At 39.8% G+C, this 22,286-nt stretch carries 11 protein-coding genes; 8 read left to right on the top strand and 3 right to left on the bottom strand.

Annotation, left to right across the window (positions count from 1 at the left end):
* Positions 1 to 52: 52 nt before the first annotated feature.
* Positions 53 to 2,695 carry a DUF5686 and carboxypeptidase regulatory-like domain-containing protein gene (locus BUF13_RS15625; protein WP_073572756.1) on the bottom strand — a complete coding sequence of 881 codons (2,643 nt, stop codon included), beginning with the start codon at positions 2,693 to 2,695 and terminating at the stop codon, positions 53 to 55.
* 479 nt (positions 2,696 to 3,174) lie between these two features.
* Here BUF13_RS15625 and BUF13_RS15620 point away from each other — a divergent pair, with 479 nt between their 5' ends.
* The 8 genes from BUF13_RS15620 to BUF13_RS15585 all read left to right on the top strand — a co-directional run bounded on the left by BUF13_RS15620 (position 3,175) and on the right by BUF13_RS15585 (position 20,761).
* Positions 3,175 to 6,153: a carboxypeptidase-like regulatory domain-containing protein gene (locus tag BUF13_RS15620; protein ID WP_073572866.1), complete on the top strand. Its 2,979-nt coding sequence runs from the start codon at positions 3,175 to 3,177 to the stop codon at positions 6,151 to 6,153.
* Positions 6,154 to 6,165: 12 nt separating this feature from the next.
* Complete coding sequence (locus BUF13_RS15615; protein ID WP_073572755.1) at positions 6,166 to 7,659, top strand: RagB/SusD family nutrient uptake outer membrane protein; 1,494 nt, start codon at positions 6,166 to 6,168, stop codon at positions 7,657 to 7,659.
* Positions 7,660 to 7,722: 63 nt separating this feature from the next.
* Positions 7,723 to 11,001, top strand: coding sequence for a VCBS repeat-containing protein (locus BUF13_RS15610; RefSeq protein WP_073572754.1), 3,279 nt, complete (start codon positions 7,723 to 7,725; stop codon positions 10,999 to 11,001).
* Positions 10,988 to 11,551 (top strand): hypothetical protein, encoded by a 564-nt coding sequence (locus BUF13_RS15605; RefSeq protein WP_073572753.1) that lies wholly within the window; start codon positions 10,988 to 10,990, stop codon positions 11,549 to 11,551. Before BUF13_RS15610 ends, BUF13_RS15605 begins: the two co-directional genes overlap by 14 nt.
* Complete coding sequence (locus tag BUF13_RS15600; protein WP_073572752.1) at positions 11,548 to 14,856, top strand: VCBS repeat-containing protein; 3,309 nt, start codon at positions 11,548 to 11,550, stop codon at positions 14,854 to 14,856. The genes BUF13_RS15605 and BUF13_RS15600 overlap by 4 nt, the downstream gene beginning before the upstream one ends.
* Positions 14,843 to 18,121, top strand: a complete 3,279-nt coding sequence (locus BUF13_RS15595) for a VCBS repeat-containing protein (RefSeq protein ID WP_083586484.1) — start codon at positions 14,843 to 14,845, stop codon at positions 18,119 to 18,121. The genes BUF13_RS15600 and BUF13_RS15595 overlap by 14 nt, the downstream gene beginning before the upstream one ends.
* Before the next feature lie 126 nt (positions 18,122 to 18,247).
* Positions 18,248 to 19,591: a vanadium-dependent haloperoxidase gene (locus tag BUF13_RS15590; RefSeq protein ID WP_073572750.1), complete on the top strand. Its 1,344-nt coding sequence runs from the start codon at positions 18,248 to 18,250 to the stop codon at positions 19,589 to 19,591.
* A gap of 48 nt (positions 19,592 to 19,639) precedes the next feature.
* Positions 19,640 to 20,761, top strand: coding sequence for a sugar phosphate isomerase/epimerase family protein (locus BUF13_RS15585; protein WP_073572749.1), 1,122 nt, complete (start codon positions 19,640 to 19,642; stop codon positions 20,759 to 20,761).
* On the opposite strand, the gene rnhA is transcribed toward BUF13_RS15585, so the two are convergent.
* A complete protein-coding gene (rnhA, locus tag BUF13_RS15580; protein WP_073572748.1) occupies positions 20,758 to 21,213 on the bottom strand; it encodes a ribonuclease HI in 456 nt (151 codons plus the stop codon). The two genes, BUF13_RS15585 and rnhA, sit on opposite strands and share 4 nt — an antisense overlap.
* A gap of 31 nt (positions 21,214 to 21,244) precedes the next feature.
* Entirely contained in the window at positions 21,245 to 21,826 is a 582-nt protein-coding gene (locus tag BUF13_RS15575; protein ID WP_073572747.1) for a MarC family protein, read from the bottom strand.
* Positions 21,827 to 22,286 lie beyond the last annotated feature (460 nt).

Genomic DNA, 22,286 nt, shown 5'->3' with positions numbered 1-22,286 from the left:
TTCCTATGGGTAGGAAATGATAACAATTATGTCTACAAATGTTGTCTTTTGATCAATTCACTTGGATAAAAGTTGCCACACCAAATCTGGCGCCTCCTCTTAGATAGTTGCCATTTTCGAAACCGGCTCCAAATTCTACCCTAAAGATTCTAAATAAGTTATCCAAAGAATATCCTACTTCTACATAGTGAGGTGAATTTTCAGTTTTCAGATAATTCAGGAAAATATTTTCCCTTACTCCAGAAAAACGAAGCATAGGCAATTGAGTCAGAAGGAATTTTCTGAATTGGTAATGGAAAATACCAGACACATAGGATGAATTCGTGCTATACTTGTAATAGTCCATGAATCGAAAATTGGAGGCAGGCCCGAAATTAGAGAAAATAGTTCTATTCCCTCCAAAATGCTGGTAATCAGGAAAATATACCTGACTGTTATTTAAGAAGGATCCCGCTGTCACATTGAAGTCAAACTTCCCACTAACTCCAAATGTAAAATCATGCTCAATTCCCAATTCAACATGATCAAAATCTGAAGCATTTGCTTGATTTCTAAATGTTGGAATTGCTTTGGTATAACCAAACTTAATTAAAGGCGATCTATCAGTAATCGGGTATTTCCTTCCGTTCCTGATTCCATATTTTACTCCCGGTCTCCAATCAAAACCAAGATAAAGTCTGGCAATTTGATGGTTTTGAAAATCCATGTCATTGGTTTCTACATTCTCTGGCTGATTCGCTGTATACTCCCGTTCCGATTTATTGTAAAAACTATAGTTATTCGTGTTAAATAGTTGCCTTCTATCTGCAAATGTCAGGTGAGCTCGGTAAGTAAAGCCATAATTGACTCGATGCGCCCAATAGATCCTAGCAAAATCCTGCTCAAAAAGCTTCATATAGTTTTGGCGAAACAATAAAGAATACAAGGCATTCACTTGCTCATTGATGGGCTCTCCTCCATTGAATTGATAAATGTATCTTCCCCCCTGAAGCCCCCAAGTAGTCCCTGAGGTCGGCAAGGTATTGGACCATCTGACATCCACAGATCCATAAAACCGCTTACTGGAAAATCCATATCTCAAGTCAGGCTCAATATTGAAACTTTTCCTATGTCGACTTACACTGTCAGCTAATTTCGTTTCTGAGTACTTTCTATAAAACAGTCCCATTCCCACTTTGGCTCCCTCAACAGTATTAAAAGAAATCTTAGTCCAATTTTGTCTAAATCCAAGGGACACTCCTTTTCCAAAACTGTATGTTGCTCCATTTAGGAAATCAAGAGGTTTGTATTTTCTTCTGGCTTTTTTGGCAACAGAATCAACATCACTCAATTTTGCCGCTTCAACAGTTGCCACACTATCGTCTCTACGGTAACCTTCTACTTCTTTGATCGTCAGTGGAACCGGCCGAATACTATCCCAATAGCTCAAATCTCGCTTTTTGGCCATTGAGTCCACGCTGTAGTATCGCTCAGTCACTACATCTGGTTCATCTTTCTCTTTGAGCATTTCCTTTTCATACTCATTCATGAGTTTTCGATATTCCTTGCGTGTTTTCGGCTCTTCCGAGGCTAATTTTTCAAAGGCTGAAAGATCAGACTTCGCCTCTTCAACAACTTCTACAGGAACTTCCTCAATCGTCTCATCTATCAAAGTTGGGGGCTGGACCAAATCAGGATTTAAAGTAATGTCATAATCGTTGGTTGAGGCCAGGTATTTAAACTCACCTTCGAACCCAAAGAATTTCCCTCCAAAATTGTATGTATGGGTAAAAGGCATCCATACATTTTCTGCCACTGGTGCATATTGCTGAGTCGCCTGGATCTGAAAACCAAAAAGTGAGGTTTGCAAATTCAAACTATGAATCGCCCAAAGATCTTCTATGATATAAATGTAGCCTTCAAAAACCCGCTCTCCTCTAGATCTAGGAGTCACTTTAATCTTATTGACTAGGACATCCTGATCAAAAAAGCTCCCCTCATACTTGAACCTATAATAGGTAAATGCCGCCCTCGAAAGTGGCGTGATGATATCGTTGATTTTCTCTTGATAAAAACTAGTCTGAATATATGGAGCAGGTGATGTAGCTTGATTATCCCCATTCGTTCGAATCGAAATCACCTTTTCCTCCACCTTATCTGGTTGGGTAAAAGTAATTCTGGAAACAGATTCCGAGGTGTAGGCCTCATTGAGGTTCAATCCATCTTTTTCCAAAGTCTTTTTCATGAAAAATGGAGCATCAGTCAACTGCCCCGTTCCTTTCAGGTAAACAGTCATTGAATATTGCTGCAATTGAAGTCGATGATACTTTGCCTTGGCGATGGCCTTTCTCATAATCGTCAAAGCAGGATCTTCTGCACCAGCCTTCACTTCTACCTGGCTTAAGGTATACACTTGTGGCTCCAACTGGATATTAAATTCAACCCAATCCTCTTGCACAATGATGGTTTCTATAACTGATTTATAACCCAGGTATTGAAACATTACATCGTAAATCCCTTTTTTCAGTTTGATTTCATACAAACCTTCTTCATTGGATGGTGCTCCATCCCCCATATTCCGGATATAAACAGAGGCAAAGGCCAAAGGCTCACCTTCTGAATCGGTGATTTTTCCACGAATACCTTGAGAGAATGATTTAAAAGATCCGACCCAAAAAATGAGTATAAAAGAAATATATAATAATCTGAAATTCATATATCTGTATACTAATAGCTAAATATATAACCTAGTCTAGCTAATCCTTAATTTTAAACATACTTTTTAGATATTTTAGGAAGCCATTCTAGTTAAAATAGATAATAAAAAGGCATTTCTTCGGCACAAACAGCTCAAAAATTATTTATAATATTTTTAAACTTTTTTAAAATTTTTAAACATGTTTTTAAAGACTTTTCATGAAGTATTTTGTGATTCAATTTTTTTCAAAATTTTAGTGAAAATTACTTTTTTAAGGATTCTTCAAATTACACACGTTTTCAATTGGTGATTCCACAACTATACCCAGCGTTATTTAATGAATTTTTAAAATATGCATCTCTCCATTAATTAAGGGGTTTCTTAGTCATGATTGCCGTAAATGTTAATAATTGCAAAATAAAATTTATTGCAACACCTTAGTTTTTGAAATCATGCCTTATGTGCTGATTTCATTTTTGTACAAACAATTAAACCCTATGAGAAATTATTTACAAAAGCTAAAGTCGTTGATGCTGGTCACGGCCCTATTTATGGGGACAATACTAGTAGCCAATGCTCAAAACAGGACCATTTCTGGTACTGTACTGGATGCCTCACTCGGGGATCCAGTTCCTGGAGCTACTGTCTTAGTCAAAGGTACCACCCGAGGTGTTGCCACTGACCTTGACGGGAAATTCACTCTGGATATTCAGTCCGGCGATCAGGTTTTGGTAGTATCCTTTGTAGGATATCTAACTGCCGAAGTCGAAATCGGAAACCAAAGCACTTTTACCATCAACCTTGAGGAAGATATCCAAAGCCTTGAGGAAGCGGTGGTAATCGGTTATGGTTCTCAGGACAAAAAAGAAATTACCTCGGCCGTAGTCGGTGTAAAGCCTGAGGATTTCAACAAAGGAAACGTTTCCAATCCTTCCCAATTGCTTCAAGGTAAAGTTGCAGGTCTTTCTATTACAAAGGCAGGTGGTGATCCTAATGGAGGTTTCAATGTAAGATTAAGAGGGTTGTCCACTTTCGGAGCGAACTCTTCTCCACTTGTGGTACTGGATGGTGTTATTGGCGCTTCTTTAGATGCGGTTGATCCAAATGATATTGCTTCAATTGATGTATTAAAAGACGGATCTGCTGCAGCGATCTATGGAGCGAGAGGTTCTTCTGGTGTGATTTTGATCACTACAAAGTCTGGAAGTAAGGATGGTTCAACCAATGTCAGCTTCAACACCTTTGCTTCATTAAGTAATGCTACTAATATGATCGACGTTCTTTCTCCAGAAGAATTTGTTTCAAGAGGAGGTACTGATTTCGGTTCTGAAACAGATTGGAGAGATGAATTGCTTCAACAGGGATATTCTTATAATGCTAACGCAAGTATTTCCGGAGGCGTAGGATTTACCAAATATATGGCTTCTGTAAACTACAGAAACAATCAGGGTCTAATCAAGGGACTTGGAAACGAAAGATTAAATACTCGTTTGAATTTCTCTCATGGTGCCTTCGACAATAAGTTGAGATTAAGTGTAAATCTATCTTTCACCAATTTAGATCAGGACAATGTAAACCAGGGTGCATTTAGATATGCAACCATTTACAACCCAACTGCTCCTATCTATGAAAGCACTGAAGATGCTGCAAAATACGGTGGTTATTTCCAACGATCATTGACTGATTTCTTCAACCCTGTTGCTCTGATCAATCAGCAGAAATTTGTAAGTGAAGAGAAAAATGCACTTGCAGCATTTAGATTAGAATATGACATTCTTCCTTCCTTAACATTATCTGCTCAATACTCTCAAGACAGAAAAAATGTCCTTCAGGGTTCTTTCTGGTCTAAGCAAGATTTCTCAAGTGGATATGGTGCTGGTGGATCTGCTCAAAGAACTACACATGACAATGCTAGAAGAATCTTTGAATCAACTTTGAGATACGAGACTGATCTTTCTAGAAAATTGAATATGGCTCTATTGGGAGGTATTGGTTTCCAATATCAAACTAATCAAGGGTTCAATGCTAGATCTAAGCAATACCTATTCGATATTGGGTGGGATAACTTAGGAGCAGGTTCTATCAGAGTAGGTAACTTCACTGATATGTCATCTTACGCAAATGAAGATCAATTGAATTCTGCATTTGGTAGAGCAAACTTCAATTATGACAACATTTTGTTCTTCTCAGCATCCGTAAGAGCTGAAACTTACTCTGGTTTTGGAGCCAACAATCAAACCGGTGTATTCCCAGCATTTTCTTTGGGATCTGATTTCACCCAAATTTTCGACATGGGGGTTTTCAACCAATTCAAGCCTAGAGTTTCTTATGGTGTAACTGGTAACCTACCTCCTTCTCCAACCTTGGCTTTGGGATACTATGGAAACGGTAACAGAATTGACCTAGATGGAAATCCTCTAACAACCAATGACCTTTACGTGGGAATTATCCAGAACTCAAATCCGAACAGAGATTTGAAGTGGGAAACCAAGAAAGAATTCAACGTAGGGGTGGACTTTGGATTGTTGAATAACAAAATCACTGGTAGTGTAGATTACTACACCAGAAACATTTCTGACTTGCTATTCAACGTACCAGTAACTGCAGGTGCTCCTAACCCATTTGATCCGGGCCGTTTCAATACAGTTGCTAACACTTGGGTCAACTTGGCAGATTTAAGAGCTGCAGGTTTTGAATTTGCGGCAGGAGTCACTGACGTAAAATTGGGAAGCGTTTCTTGGAACCCGAACGTTAACTTCACCCTGTATCAAAAAACTGAAATTGTCAGCTTGTCAGCTGGTGACTTAGGATTTGACGAATTGCGATTCGCAACTCCGGGATCTCCTGGACAAAACAATAACCCAATCATCTACAACCGTGTAGGTCAAACACTGGGTGATTTCTACGCACCAATTTTGGAAGGTGTATCTGAAAGTGGAGAGTATATCCTATCAACAGACAATCCAGATGAGTGGCAAAAAGTAGGAAATGGACTACCTAAAGGTGAGTTTGGGTTTGCAAACAGCTTTGCTTGGGACAAATGGACATTCAACTTCTTCTTGAGAGGAGTTTGGGGGCATGATTTGTATAACTCTTACAGAGGGTTCTATGAAAATCAAGATGCAAGTTCTAACAGCTGGAACTCTGTGATTACAGACAAAACTGAATACATCACTTCAACTCCTACCTATAACAGTTCCTACATTGAAAATGCTTCATTTATCAAGTTGGACAACATGGAATTGGGATACAATTTTGATGTGAAGTCTAAAAATGTAAGCAGCTTTAGATTGTATTTGGCAGGACAGAACCTATTCCAAATCACTGGATATACAGGTATTGATCCTGAAGCAAGGGTAACTGACATGGAGAATGGAAATGCATTTACTACTGCTCTTTCTCCAGGTTTGGAAAGAAGAAATACTTACTTCCAAGTTAGGACTTTCACTTTGGGTGCTTCAATCACCTTTAAATAAACATACGGCTTTATGAAAAAGAATATAAAAAATATTTTGCTTCTGGCTCCTGCTTTATTGATGCTAAGCTCCTGCTGGGAATTGGATCAAGAAGTATTGGATGGAGTCACACAAGAGCAAGTTGACGCTGCTAGCGATGACCCTACTCTAATTGCCGTGCTTAAGGCATCGGCATATTCAAGAATTGTGGGATCTTGGGGAGCTCACAACAGTATTTGGTCAATCAACGAAGTTTCATCAGATGAAATGGCAGTTCCACAAAAAGGTGCTGACTGGGAAGATGGTGGACTTTGGTTAAGAATGCATAGACATACTTGGGGTACATCCGAAGATGCTTTCAATAACTCCTGGACCTATTGCTACACTGCAATTGGTGAAATCAACAACCTGATGGTTGGCTTCCCTGCTTTGGAAGAAATGAATGCAGAGCTTAGAGTATTGAGAGCGATGGTATATATGTGGTTGCTTGACTCGTTTGGAAATGTTCCAATTCTAGATGAAACTACGATTGATCCTGCTATTCCTAATAACTCAAGACAAGAAGTATTTGACTTCATTGAGAGTTCTATTAAAGAAAGTTTGGATTTGCTACCTCAAACTGCCGAGAAATATTACATGAACTATTGGACAGCTCATGCACTATTGGCAAAGCTGTATTTGAATGCTGAAATCTATACTGGTACTCCTAGATGGGCTGATGCAGAAGCTGCAGCAGATGTGGTGATCAATAGTGGTTTTTATTCATTGTCTACCAACTTCTTCGCTAATTTCTCAACCAATAATGGAGGATCAACTGAGAATATCTTGACTCTTCCATATGATGAGAATAACGCTCAAGGTTTCCAATTACCAATGATGACCTTGCACTATCAAAATCAGTTTACTTATGATTTGCAAGAGCAGCCTTGGAATGGTTATGCTTCTTTGGAAGAATTCTACAATGCGTTTGATGATGACGATACAAGAAAAGGTAGTTTCTTGGAAGGTCCTCAATATGCATCTGATGGATCGAGATTGATGGATCCATCTGCAGAAGCAAATGATCCAGACGGAGAACCATTGACTTTGACTCCTGAAATCAATGAATTGGCACCAAATGCTATTCGTCAAGCAGGTGTAAGAGTTGCAAAATTTGAATATGCAATTGGCGCAGGCTCCAACTTAAGTAACGATTATCCTTTGATTCGTCTTTCTGACATCTATTTGATCAAAGCTGAGGCGGCATTTAGACAAGGTAAAACAAGCGAAGCTCTTGCTCCATTCAATATGGTAAGAGAAAGAGCCGGACTCGACCCTTTGGATGCCTTGACTTTGGATGATATTTACAACGAAAGAGGATTTGAGTTCTTCGCAGAAGCATCTAGAAGAACCGATCAAATTCGATTTGGTAAGTTCAACCAACCTTGGTGGGAAAAAGGCGAATCTGAACCATTTAGAGCATTATTTCCAATCCCTCTACAACAAATCAACACCAACCCTAATCTAAATCAGAATCCGGGTTATTAATCTTGTTGTTAGTTAAAATGAAAGGAAGTGTACTTTTGTGCACTTCCTTTTTTATATAAAAACATGAGCTTTAGGCAATCCATACTGCCATTCTTATTATTGATTTTCATTTCCTGTATAAATCAGGAAGAAAGCTCCCCTACCCTTTTTCAACTATTAACTTCTGAGCAAACGGGAATAGGTTTCGAAAATCAACTTTCCTACACAGAAGCTGTCAATCCCTATACTTTCAGAAACTTCTACAATGGAGCAGGAGTTGCCTTGGGTGATATCAACCAAGATGGTTTGATCGATATTTTCTTGTCTGGAAATCAAACCTCAAATAAGCTTTACCTCAATCAGGGAAATTTCACATTCATAGACATTACAGCTGAAGCTGGCCTTGAAACTTCTAATGTCTGGTCAACCGGAGTAAGCATGGCTGACATTAACCAAGATGGTCTTTTGGATATTTATGTATGCAAATCAGGCCCTCCAGGTGGAGAAAAAAGACATAATGAGCTATATATCAACAATGGAGATCTGACTTTTACGGAACGTTCCAAAGAGTATAATTTGGCAGAAACAGGTCTTTCACAACATGCAGTATTTTTCGATTTTGATAAAGACGGTGACCTAGACCTTTATCTTCTCAGTAATTCAGGTAGATCTGTCGGAGTCTTCGACCTCAGAGCAGGTCAGAGGGAAATCAGAGATCCTGAAGGAGGCAACAAACTTTTTAGAAATGATGGAAATACCTTCACCGACATCAGCGAGGAGGCAGGAATCTATGGAAGTGCCATCGGTTATGGATTGGGAGTGACCGTAGCTGACCTTAATGATGACAATTGGCCAGATTTGTATGTTTCCAATGATTTTTTTGAAAGGGATTATCTCTATTTGAATAATCAGGACGGCACTTTTAAAGAAGTATTGACTGAATCCATCCCAGAAATCAGCATGGGATCCATGGGGGCTGATATTGCAGACCTGGACAATGATGGAAGACCGGATATTTTCGTGACTGAAATGCTTCCTGAAGATTTGGCTCGGGTCAAAACCAAAACTCCATTTGAGGAATGGGATAAATTTCAGGCCAACCAAAAGGCAGGATACCATCGACAGTTCACCCGAAATACACTCCAGAGAAATTTGGGAAAAGAGCCCGGTACCAACTCTCCGGTGTTTACAGAGGTTTCCAGATTGACAGGTATGGAAGCAACGGATTGGAGCTGGGGAGCATTGATTTTTGATGCGGATTTAGATGGAAAAAAGGACGTATTCGTTGCGAATGGTATCGTTAAAGATTTGACAGATTTCGATTTTGTAGATTTCTATGTTAACAACCAGGAGCAAGTCCAGAAATTCAAAGCAGACTCAATTTTGATCAGTAAAATGATTGACGAGTTCCCTTCCACTCCACTTCAGAATTATTGGTTCAAAAACCTAGGATACTGGACCTTTGAGAATCAAGCAGCATCAGCCGGTCTAGATCAATTGACATTTAGCACAGGAGCTGCCTATGCCGACTTGGACAATGATGGAGATTTGGATTTGGTGGTTAATAATCTAAATGGACCCGCATTTATTTATAAAAACCAAAGCAGAGAAAATCAAGCCGGCAACTATCTGATACTAGACTTGGGGAATGAATTTGGATCCAAAGTAGAGCTAAAAATCCAAGGAAATAGTCTTTCCCAAGAATACCAACCAGTCAAAGGTTACATGTCCTCTGTGGATCCTAGGATTCATTTTGGAATAGGAAAATCAGAAATTATCGATCAAGTAAAGATCACTTGGCCTGATGGAAAAGTCAGCCTTTTCGAAGGAATACAGGCTAATCAAATTTTAAAACCTCAGAAAGACCATTTCATTTCTTCAGATCAAAGTGGAAAAGAAAGTCCAATTCTAAAAGAGTTAAAAAGTCCAGTTTCTTTTTCCCACAAGGAAAGTGAATTTGTCGATTTTGACAGAGATCGACTTCGCTTTTGGTCTATAAGTAATGAAGGTCCTAAGGTAGCAAAAGCCGATATCAATGGAGATGGTCTAGAGGATATTTTCATTCCTGGAGCAAAAGGCAAATCAAGTACTCTTTGGGTTCAGGAAATTTCAAGAGATTTCAAATCTGTTCAGAAAGATCTATTTGCATTGGATACGATTCCAGAAGATGTAAGCGGATTGTTTTTTGATGCAAATGGAGATGGAGCTCTGGATCTTTTGGTGGGTAGCGGTAGTATTGAGTTTGGAGAAAATAGCCCTCTCTATCGAGATAGATTGTATCTCAATGATGGAAATGGGACATTTACCAAATCTGCTCAAGTTTTTGCCTCCATGCCTACCGGATTTTTATTGAATCTGGATATTGATTCAGATGGTGATCAGGATTTGATTATTGGTGAAAGGGCACATCCATTTTCTTATGGAGCTTCCGCCACTATCACCTTATGGGAAAACAATGGAGAAGGTAAATTCTCTATTATTCCACAAGACCCAAATGAAATTTCAGGAAGGTTTACTGCAGGAACTCTGGGGGATTTGGATGGTGATGCAAAACCAGAATTAATCACTACTGGAGAGTGGGATCCCATTCAGGTTTTTACCATTTCTGAAAAAAAGCTTATCAACAAAACGCAAGAATTTGGCTTTTCTGAAACTAAAGGTCTGTGGAATTCCATTTTGGTGGAAGACTTTGATGGTGATGGCCTTATAGACATCGTCGCTGGAAATATGGGTTTGAATACTCGATTGGAAGTCAATGCTAAGACCAAACCTAGAATGTATATCAATGACTTTGACCAGAATGGAAGCCATGATCCGATCTTAACCCAATACGATGGAAGTAAATCCAATCCTTGGGTGATGAAAAACAGTTTGCTTCGTCAAATCCCTGCATTGCGAAAGCAATTGGTCAAATACGCTGACTACCAAAACAAAAGTTTGGAAGACCTATTTTCAAATGAATTGCTTTCCAAATCCCTTATTTTAGAAGTAGATATTTTGGCTTCTATGTTTTGGAAAAATCTAGGAAATGGGAAATTTGAGGCTCATATTCTTCCCATTGAAATTCAACAATCACCGATCTATTCTATTCGTTCTTTTGAAAACAATTCTGGAAAGCCATATTTGGCCTTTGGTGGGAATCAAACTAGAATCAAGCCAGAATTTGGAACAAACTTGGGAAGCTATGGCTGGATCATGGAACTCAACCAAAACCCTGATTCTTGGAAAGGATTACTTCCTGAAAAAAGCGGGCTATTTGTTCTAGGGGAAATAAGAGATATTCAAATTTTAAACTCCGGATCAACGAATAATTTGATCTTCTTGAGAAATAACAATCAACCCAAAATTTATGAGATTAACTAGTATACTATTCATTGTATTGCTTTTTGCAAGCTGCCAAAGCCACTATGAAAAAGTGGAAAAGGAAGAATTGGCTTCTGGAAAAGTCTCCAATGAATTGTTTTTGGGACTTGAATTGGGAATGCCTAAAAAGGAGTTTTTTGGCACTTGTTGGGATCTCAATAGCCAAGGCATTTTAAATAATGGCCCTACTGAGCTTTCCGTGGAATACAAGCCGGAAATGCCGTCTGGAAATCCTGCTTATATGAGATTTTATCCCAAATTTGAAAATGATGGGCTTTACTTTATGCCCATTGAATTCACTTATCAAGGTTGGTCTCCAATGAATGAAAAGCTATCTGTCGAAAAGCTTCGTGAAGATGTCGTTGCTTTATTTGAAAATTGGTATGGTCCAGGTTTTTTTGAAGTAAGTAATGAAGACAAAAGCTTGATCGCCTTTGTAAAAGTTGATGGAAACCGAAGGATTCGAGTTTTCAAAAAAAGCATTTCAATGGTTCGAGCAGAGATCGTGGATCTTAGAGTTCAAAAACAAGTAGAAGAAAATCCCTCATGAAAAAAGCACTAGTCATATTATCAGGGGTTTTGATTCTATTCTCTTGTAAAAAAGAGGAGAAACCATATATCCCTACCCTATTCAAAGAAATAAAACCTGAGAGTTCTGGAGTCACTTTTAGTAATGACCTTTCTTTTGATGAAAACTTCAACATTTTCACTTATCGGAATTATTACAATGGAGGCGGAGTAGCTTTGGGAGATGTCAATAATGACGGACTTTTAGATATTTATTTCACTGCCAATCTCACCCAAAACAAACTCTACTTAAACAAAGGAGATTTTCAATTCGAAGATGCCACAGAAAAAGCTGGGGTTGGTGGAAATAGCGCTTGGAGTACAGGTGTGGCAATGGCCGATATCAATGGAGATGGGCTTTTGGATATTTACGTTTGTAATTCAGGAGATATTTCTGGTGACAATAAGCAAAATGAACTTTTCATCAATCAAGGTGATGGGACTTTCGAGGAGAAAGCCGAAGCTTATGGACTAGCTGACCAAGGCTATTCTACCCATGCCGTATTCTTTGATTATGACAAGGATGGAGATTTGGATGTCTACTTGCTGAATAATAGCTATCAAGCAATCGGCAGCTTCAACAAAATGCAAAATGAGCGTCCGAAAAGAGATCCTGTTGGAGGAGACAAGCTTTACAGAAATGATGGGGATAAATTCACCGATGTCAGTGAGGAAGCCGGGATTTATGGTTCTATCATAGGCTTTGGGCTGGGAATCACCATCGGAGATGTCAATCAAGACACTTGGCCAGACATTTTCATTTCCAATGACTTCTTTGAGAAGGATTATCTCTACATCAACAATCAGGACGGGACTTTCACTGAATCTCTAGAATCATCCATGCGATCCATTTCTGCGGCCTCCATGGGAGCTGATATCGCGGATATCAATGGAGATGGCCTTTTGGATATTTTCGTCACAGACATGCTTCCCGAGCCACAAACTCGACTAAAGCAGGTGACGACTTTTGAGAATTGGGACAAGTTTCAGTTCAACAAAACTCACGGGTATCATTACCAATTTTCCCGAAATATGCTCCACATCAACAATGGAGATGGCACTTTCAGTGAAATGGGGAGATTGGCGAACGTGGAAGCAACCGACTGGAGTTGGGGAGCCTTAATTTTTGATATGGACAATGATGGAAAGCGCGATCTATTTGTTGCCAATGGAATCTATCAGGACATCACAGATTTGGATTACCTGAACTTCATCGATGATGAGGAGACCAAAATCAAAATCATATCACAGGAAGGCGTGGATTACAAGGCTCTGATTGATCCTATCCCAGTCAATCCTGTTCCGAATTATGCCTATAAGAACTTGGGAGACCTGAGTTTTGAAAACATGACCGACAAATGGGGATTGGGAGGGGCTATTCACTCCAATGGAGCGGCATACGGAGATTTGGACAATGATGGGACTTTGGATTTGGTCATCAATAACATCAACCGGACTGCTCAGATTTATAAAAATGACAGCAAGACATTTTTCCCTGAAAACCACAGCATCCAATTTCATCTGACTGGAAAAGACAAAAACACTGAAGCCATAGGAACTCAGATCACTGTTTATGTTGGAGATGAGATTTTTTACCTGGAGCAAATGCCAAACAGAGGCTTCCAATCTTCCGTAGATCCAAAATTGACCTTGGGTTTAGGTAATATCAATACCATAGACGAAATCAATGTGATCTGGCCGGATCGAGCAATGACCCATTTGGAGAATGTTCCAGCAGATCAACTTTTGGAGTTAAAGTGGGAAGAAGCTGAATTAGGGAAAACTGAGGTAAAAACTCTTACCGCAGCTTCAGTAGTTTTTGAAAAAGAAAAGAGCCAAAAACTGGACTTCAAGCATCAGGAAAATGCCTTTGTGGACTTTGATCGAGATCGATTACTATATCACATGTTCTCAACCGAAGGTCCTGCCTTTGCCAAAGGAGATGTCAATGGAGATGGAATAGAAGATTTGTTTTTCGGTGGTTCAAAAGGAATTGCATCTCAGCTTTTCTTTGGAACTCCTTCAGGAAAATTCCAAAAATCGAATCAACCAGCTTTGGATGCAGATGCACTTTCTGAGGATTCTGACGCTTTGTTTTTTGATGCTAATGGAGATGGAAACCTTGATTTGCTTGTCACTTCAGGAGGAAATGAATCTCCATTAAATACTCTGGATCTAGCAGACAGATTGTATTTCAATGACGGCAAAGGAAATTTTTCAAAAGCTACCCAATCAGGACTGCAATCAGTCAGAGGGAGTAGTTCTTCTGCAAAGACAATTGACCTGAACGGTGATGGTTCTTTGGATTTGGTCATTGGTGAGAGATTGGTTCCATTTGCCTATGGACTTCCAGCATCATCTCAACTTTGGATCAATGATGGAAAAGGTAATTTCTCCAACCAAACAAGAGAGTTAGCTCCTGGATTGAAAGAAATCGGAATGGTAACCGCTTTGGAGGTCTTTGATTGGGATGGTGATGGAAAAGATGATTTGGTCTTGGTCGGTGATTGGATGGCTCCTACTTTCTTTAGGAATATCGGAGGCAAATTGGAAAAAATCGAAATGCCAGAGATGAACCAGTATAAAGGCTGGTATAGAAATGTAATTGCTTCCGACTTGGATGGCAATGGCCTTCCTGATTTGATTTTGGGAAATCAGGGATTAAACTCCCGATTTAAAGCCAAAAATGGTTCTTCAGTCAGAATGTATTTGAATGATTTTGACCAAAATGGGTCTATAGAGCAAATTTTCACTACCACTGAAAATGATGTTCAGATTCCTTTCACCTTAAAACATGAACTGGAAAAGCAGATTCCAGGAATCAGAAAGAAATACATTCGCTACTCGAACTATAACAACCAATCGCTAGACCAGATTTTTGATCCGGCCATTATTTCCAAGTCAGTGGTCAATGAGGTAAATCATTTGGAATCGGGAGTTTTGATGAACCAAGGAAATGGGAAATTTGAATGGATTTCATTCCCAAGAATGGCTCAGAGATCCTGGATTTTTGCCATGACTGCGGGTGATTTCAATGAAGACGGGAAGATCGATTTGATTCTCGGAGGAAATCTAACGGGAATCAAACCCGAAATTGGCAAATCTGATGCAAGTTACGGAGAGGTATTATTTGGTAATGGAGATGGTACTTTCACTTTCTCTCCGAATTCCAAAAACCACTTGAAACTAGACGGGGAAATCAGAGCTATCTCTCCAATCGGTGATTCAGAAATCCTGATTGTCAAAAACAATGATCAAGCAGAAATCTGGAAGTATGAAAAGAAATAAACCGTTCCTTTTCTCCCTTTCATTAATTGCTTTTGTTTCTCTTTTTGGATGCAACCAAAAACAATCTGAGCCAACACTTTTTGAATTGATTTCACCTGAAAAATCAGGGATTCAATTTGAAAACACTTTGGTTTCGAGCGCTGAAATTAATATTCTGGAATATCTCTATTTCTACAATGGAGGTGGTGTCGCAGCAGGAGACATCAATAATGATGGTTTGGTAGATCTATACTTCTCAGGAAATCAGGTTGCAGATAAACTCTATCTAAATCAGGGAAATTTTCAGTTCAAAGACATCACAGAAACAGCTGGAATACCAAATGATGGGAGCTGGTCTAACGGTGTCACCATGGCAGATGTCAATGGTGATGGGCTGCTCGATATTTATGTGAGTCAGCTTGGAGGTTATAAAGATTTCAAAGGAAAAAACAGGCTTTACATCAATCAGGGAGATCTGACTTTTATCGATCTGGCTGAGCAATATGGAGTTGCATTTGAGGGCTTTGGAACCCATGCTGCATTCTTTGATTACGATAGAGATGGAGATTTGGACCTTTATCTCTTGAATCATGGTGTGAAATCCCCAGAGGTTTTCACAAAGTCTGGGAATCGATCGATTCCAGATTCGGGAGGAGACAAGCTTCTCCAAAATCAAGCCGCTCAAGGAGAAAGAGGTTTTATCGATGTGACAGAAGAAGCTGGGATCTATTCCAGCATTTTGGGATTTGGCTTGGGAGTTAGCATAGAGGATTTCAATGAAGATGGCTGGCTGGATATTTACGTCTCAAATGACTTTACAGAAAATGACTATCTCTACCTTAACAATCAAGATGGGACTTTTACCGAATCTTTAGAAAATCTGATTTCAAACACTTCCCGCTATTCCATGGGAAATGATGCCGCCGATCTCAATGGAGATGGATTTCCTGAGATTTTCACAACGGATATGCTTCCAGAAGATCCTGAAATCTGGATGAAATCTGTCGGTGAAGACAAGGCCGAAGTCTACACGATCAAAAAGCAATTTGGCTATAATGATCAATATGTTAGAAATCACCTGCAACTCAATTTAGGGAAAGGAGAATTCAGCGAAATTGGACTGTATTCAGGGATTTTCGCTTCCGACTGGAGCTGGTCCCCCCTTATTTTTGACATGGACAATGATGGCAAAAAAGATATCCATGTTACGAATGGAATTGTGAAAAGGCCAAATGATTTGGACTTCATCCAGTATTCTCAAGATGCGCATGGAAGCATGAGTTTTGAGGAACTTCGTGAGCGTCAGATCGAGATGCTTCCATCAGTCCAATTGCCTAATTATGTTTTTCAAAATATAGACTCCCTCCGATTCAAGGAAAATGGAAAAGCCTGGGGATTGAATCAGATTTCCTATTCCAACGGAAGCGCCTATGCGGATTTGGATAATGATGGGGATTTGGATTTGATCATCAACAATCTCAATCAACCGGCTTTTCTTTATCAAAATCATTCTGAAAAATCCGGTAATTCTTTCATCAAAATACAATTGAAAAGTGCTGGCCAAAATCCATTTGGCTTAGGAGCCGAAGTCAAGATTTTTGATGGAAAAAAGACCTTCAGGCAATTGCTCAGTACTTCCCGAGGATTTCAGTCTGGAACCTCTACGGAATTGGTTTTTGGATTGGGGAAAACTGAAGCAAAAGTCAACGCTCAGGTCAGATGGCCTGATGGCAAATTGGAAGATTTCAAATACTTAGAAATCAACCAAACTTATACCTTGATTAAGGGAGCTGGAAGTTCTTTGGATTTACTCCCAAAGCCAATTTTAGCAAAAGCCAAGTCACCAATTGCTTGGAAACATCAGGAAAATTTAGACCTAGATGAGACCAAAAAGGAATATTTAATTCCAAGGTCTTTCGGCATGGAAGGTCCAGCAGTGGCTGCAGATGATATCAATGGAGATGGGTTGACAGATGTCTATTTAGGAGGAGCAAAAGATCAAGCTGGAGCTTTTTTTCTTCAAAGTCTAGATGGCACTTTTGAAGAAATTTCCAACCCAATATTTCAACAATTGGCCAAAGCGGAAGATGTTGTAGCCGTTTTTGAAGACTGGAATGGAGATGGCAATCTCGATCTCTATGTAGGTAGCGGTGGTAATGAAAACGAAACCGGAAACCTCTTCCTTTTCGATAGAGTCCTTTTCGGAGATGGTCAGGGGCATTTTAAATTTTCTCCTAATTCACTCCCACCGATTGGTCAAAACACTTCAGCCGTAGCAGTTCAAGACATCAATCAAGACGGATTCCCTGATATTTTTCTGGGAAGTTCGGCAGTGTCAGGTGATTATGGAGCCAGTCCTAATAGTCATATTTTGATAAACAATGGAAAAGGCCAATTCAAGGATGAATCTGAAAAATGGTTAGGTAAAAACCAATACTTGGGAATGGTCAAAGATGCGAAATGGGCTGATTTGGACGGGGATGGAAAAGACGAAATGATTGTCGTTTCTCATTGGAAGAACATCCAAATTTTCAGTCTTGAAGAGGATTCTTTGAAGGAAATTTCTCCAAAAGGTCTGGAATTTTCATCAGGATGGATCAACTCGATGGCTATTGCTGACATCAATGGAGATGGTTTATTGGATATTATCACGGGGAACTTAGGCTTGAACTCAAAATTGAAAGCATCCGAAGAAAAACCTGTAGTCCTTTACCACTATGATTTTGATTCCAATGGTCAAGCGGATCCTTTGATTTTCCACTACATGGGAGATCAGTTGGTTCCTTTTGCCACCAGAGATGACATCATCAAGCAAATCCCCGGAGTCAAAAAACAGCATAACTCCTACATTGACTATTCTAAAATTTCCGGTCCAGAATCTCTTTTTGGAAATGACATCCTAAGCCAAGTCAAGGCAGAAAAGGCTTATGAGTTTCGATCCGGGGTTTATTTCCAACAACCTGACGGTAGTTTTCAATTCTCAGCATTTCCTTGGAAAGCCCAGTTAAGTCCTATCGAAGCAATTTATTGGGATGAAAATTCAAAAGAGCTTTGGCTAGGTGGAAATTTCTCAGGCTTTAGAGTAGACCTTGGTAAATCTATGGCCAACTCATTGACTAGGTTAAAATGGGCAAATGGTTCATGGACAGAAATACCTACCGGGCTAAAAACCCCTCACCAAATTGAAATAAGGAGTATAGTTGAAATCAAGAATGGAAACTCTCACTATCTATTAGGGGCCACCAACAATGACTCAACCTTTCAATTGAATCAACCTGAAAATTGACAATAATCATTTGTCAGAGAGGTATTTTAACATACTTTTGGCTAATCCTGACATAGGATTGAAATACCCCTTGAGTCTCCCGACACTATTCAGTAAATTTAAGGTTCCAAACAAGACACTTACCCAATGCTTAGATTAAAACAACTGCTATTTGCAGGAACACTTCTTCTCGCTTTTGCATGTCAAAAGCCAGTGGATTACAGTCAAGCGATAACCGACGGACATTATCTCAGTGAAGCACAAAATCGAATCACAGAGGTCATCATACATGATATTTTCTCTCCACCAGTAGCAGCACGGATTTATTCCTATTCTTCCCTAGCAGCTTATGAAGTGGCAGCAGCAACAGACCCAGCCTATGCATCCCTTTTGGGGCAATTGAATGGTTCCGACCCTGTGAAATTCACTGTTCCAGAGAATGTCTATCCTCCTTTGGCTTCTTTGGCCGCCTATTACAAAATGGGTACAGCACTGATCTTTTCAGAAGATATGGTGACTGCACAAAGAGATAAGGTCTTTGAAGAATTGAGAGAAAAAGGAATTCCTGACGATGTATTTGAAGCTTCTGTTGCTTTTGGTGAGCAAGTAGCTGATGCTGTAAAAGCTTATTCCTCTAAAGATAACTATCATCAAAGCCGCTCATTTCCAAAATACACTGTGACAGGACAGCCAGGTACTTGGGAGCCAACTCCCCCAGCGTATATGGAAGGAATCGAGCCGCATTGGAACAAGATTAGAACCTTTGTGATCGATTCAGCTGCTCAGTTCAAGGTATCACCTCCACCTCCTTACTCCACTGATCCCAATTCGGATTTCTACAAAGAAGCCAAAGCTGTTTATGAAGCTGTGATTAATGCAGACAAAGAGGAATTGGATATCGCGATGTTCTGGGATTGCAATCCTTACAAAATGAATGTAAAAGGGCATGTGATGTTTGCGGAGAAAAAAATCACTCCTGGTGGGCACTGGATGAGTATTGCGGCAATTGCCTCCAAAGCGGCAAATGCTGATTGGAAAAAAACAGCTGAAGCATTCGCAATGACAGGAATCTCCCTTCACGATGCATTTGTGGCTTGTTGGGATGAAAAGTATAGAAGTAAATTGGTTCGCCCTGAGACCTACATCAATCAAAATATAGATGAGGAATGGGTTCCTGTTTTGCAGACCCCTCCTTTCCCAGAGCACACCAGTGGACACAGTGTGGCTTCCACTGCGGCCGCATTCACTTTGACCCAAATATATGGCGACAATTTCCACTTTGTGGATAGCTCTGAAGTCCATTATGGATTGCCTATCAGGGAATATGACTCTTTCATGCAAGCTTCTTCAGAAGCGGCTATTTCAAGATTTTATGGAGGAATCCATTATATGCCTGCGATTGACGAAGGTGTCTGGCAAGGAAGGCAAGTTGGTGAGCTGATCTGGTCAAGAATCAGCCCCGAAACAAAAAATTTAGCAGAAAACAAGTAATTTAAGCAGCCCGAAAGGGCTGTTTTTTTTCACCAAAATACTATTTACATGTCGAATCCAATTTGGATCATGACCTCAGCTTTTGACCAGCTGAATTTGGATCAAACTATAGAAAAAGCAAAAGAAATCAATGTGCAGGGATTGGATCTCTGCGTTTTCAGAAAAGATGGAACAAGAGATGATTTCGTGGCTACCCATCTCGATTATGAGAACTTTGGACCAGATCAGGCAAAAGCATTGATTGATCAATTTAATGAAGCGGAATTGAGACTTTCGATTGGAGCTTTTGACAATCTAATCGGAGGAGACCCAGAGCAAAGAATCAAAAACCAGAATCACTTACTCCGTCTGATTCAAATGGCATACTATCTCGGAGGAGATGAAAACGATATCAAAGTAGGAACCTTTGTCGGCTACAATCATGAATTGGGAAATCAAGAGGGTGGATTTGAAAAGAACCTCTTGGAATATCAACGAATCTTCACTCCAATCATCAATTATGCTGCTGACTTAGGAGTTACAGTCCTGTATGAGAACTGTCCAATGGAAGGCTGGAGAAGCTCAGGTCATTTCGGCACATTCAATAATCTTTCCGGTGTATTGGCTGCTAGAAAATTGATGTATCAGCTTGTTCCGGGAAAAAATCACGGAGAAATCTATGACCCATCCCATGATGTCTGGCAGCATACAGATCCAGTAGAGGTAATCAAAAACACGGATATGAGTCGCCTGAAAAGAATTCATGTGAAGTCAACCCGAAATAATCCAGATCCTTTTTGGGGAAACATGTACCCAATGCATGAAATCCCTGCAAACTGGGCTTCGAAAGCAGGAATTCCATCTAGCACTAATCCTTGGGATCGCCATCATTATGAAGCAACCTTGCCAGGTTTTGGACTAGGGGACAGTATGGATTGGAGAGCTTTTGTCAATATTTTGAAAGAAAAGGGATTCTCAGGTCCGTTTGAAATTGAAAATGAGGCTGTACTTTCCAAGCAAACCGGAAAGATGGGCGCTATTGTCCAAGGCTGTAAAGCTGCGGTTCAAAATCTCGCTCCTTTGCTTTACGAATTGGGAGATGAAGGCTGGACTTACCCACAAAATGAATATCAGCCTTTGAAAAAGATGGATAGAAAAGCTATTCCAACTGTGACAATTGGAGACCTTTAATTCTGAGGATTTTCGTACCCCTGATCCACTTGAAGATCAAAACCTTCTGCCGCTGCGACTGCTAACTGGTCGCAGCGTTCATTTTCTGGGTTTCCCGCATGCCCTTTCACCCAAACAAACTTGGGCTTGTATTTTAAATGAAGCGGAATATACCGAAGCCAAAGATCTGGGTTTTTCTTATCCTTGAATCTCTTTTTTTGCCAACCCCAAAGCCAGCCTTTCTCAATCGCATCCACGACATATTTACTATCAGAATAAACAGTCACTGGAAACTCATCTGTATTCAAAGCCTGAAGTGCTCTGATCACGGCAAGTAATTCCATGCGATTATTGGTGGTGAGACGGTAGCCTTCAGAAAGCTCCTTTCGGTGTTTCCCAAACTTTAAAACAGCTCCATATCCTCCCGGTCCGGGATTGCCTTTGGCGGCTCCATCGGTATAAATGGTAATCATGGCACAAAGAAAGGAATTTTAATTCGGACGCTTAAACAATCTCAATCGGGAAAGCATTCGATTTGAAAATTTTGACTGCGATAGAAAGCAAAATAATCCCGAAAATCCTTCTCAAAACATCCAGACCAGTCTTTCCAAGCTTTCTTTCCAACCAAGTGGTGCTTTTCAAAACCGCATAGACAAAAATCAAATTCAAGACGATCCCGATCGCGATATTCACTTGAGCGAATTCAGCTTTCAAGGTCAAAATTGTAGTCAATGTTCCTGCTCCAGCAATCAAAGGAAAGGCAATGGGAACAATGGAAGCACCAGCTGAAGCATCTGGATCTGGTTTAAAGATCTCGATTCCCAAAATCATTTCAGCCCCTAGGGCGAAAATGATCAAGGCGCCAGCGATAGCAAAGTCCTCCACTCCGATTCCGAAAAGTCCGAGAATCGATTTTCCCCCAAGCAAAAACAAAATCATCAACAATCCCGCAGCCAAGGTAGCTTTCTCGGATTGGATGTGTCCGGCCTTCTTTCGAAGGTTGATAATAATCGGTATAGATCCCAAAATATCGATCACCGAAAATAGGATCAAAGACACTGAAAGGATTTGCTTGAAGTCGATCATGACGCAAAGCTACGCCAAATAATATTTGCTTTCTAGCACTTAAACTTTAGGAAATTGTGAAAAATGAAAAAATTTTATTCACAAAGAAAATCAAGCTTTTACAAAATTGAATTTTGTCCTAATAAGCAAAGAAAAAGATGCCTTACGATCTAATTAAAACATATCTCTGATTTTATTTCTCCGTCCTTTTTCCTGTAGGTGAAAAAGAATTAATCCCTTTCCGTGAGACTCCAAAGTTTTTAATCTCCAATAGTTAATTCAATTCCCTAAATTCAATCTATTGAATGTACTTTTGGCATGGCCCAAAAGTACGAAAAGGCCTAGTCGCAGCTAAGCTTCCTCCCACAAATCCTACCCACACCCCGCGGCTGCGACGACCCACCGCACCACAAGAATTGAGTTATTTGCAAAATTCAATAGATCTGGAATTGTAGAAGATTATTTGAATGGTTAGGAATCT

Origin of the sequence: Algoriphagus zhangzhouensis, from assembly GCF_900148515.1 — a bacterium.
GTDB lineage: Bacteria > Bacteroidota > Bacteroidia > Cytophagales > Cyclobacteriaceae > Algoriphagus > Algoriphagus zhangzhouensis.
The sequence above is the reverse complement of the archived record's forward strand: the minus strand, read 5'-3'. Positions and strand labels throughout refer to the sequence as shown.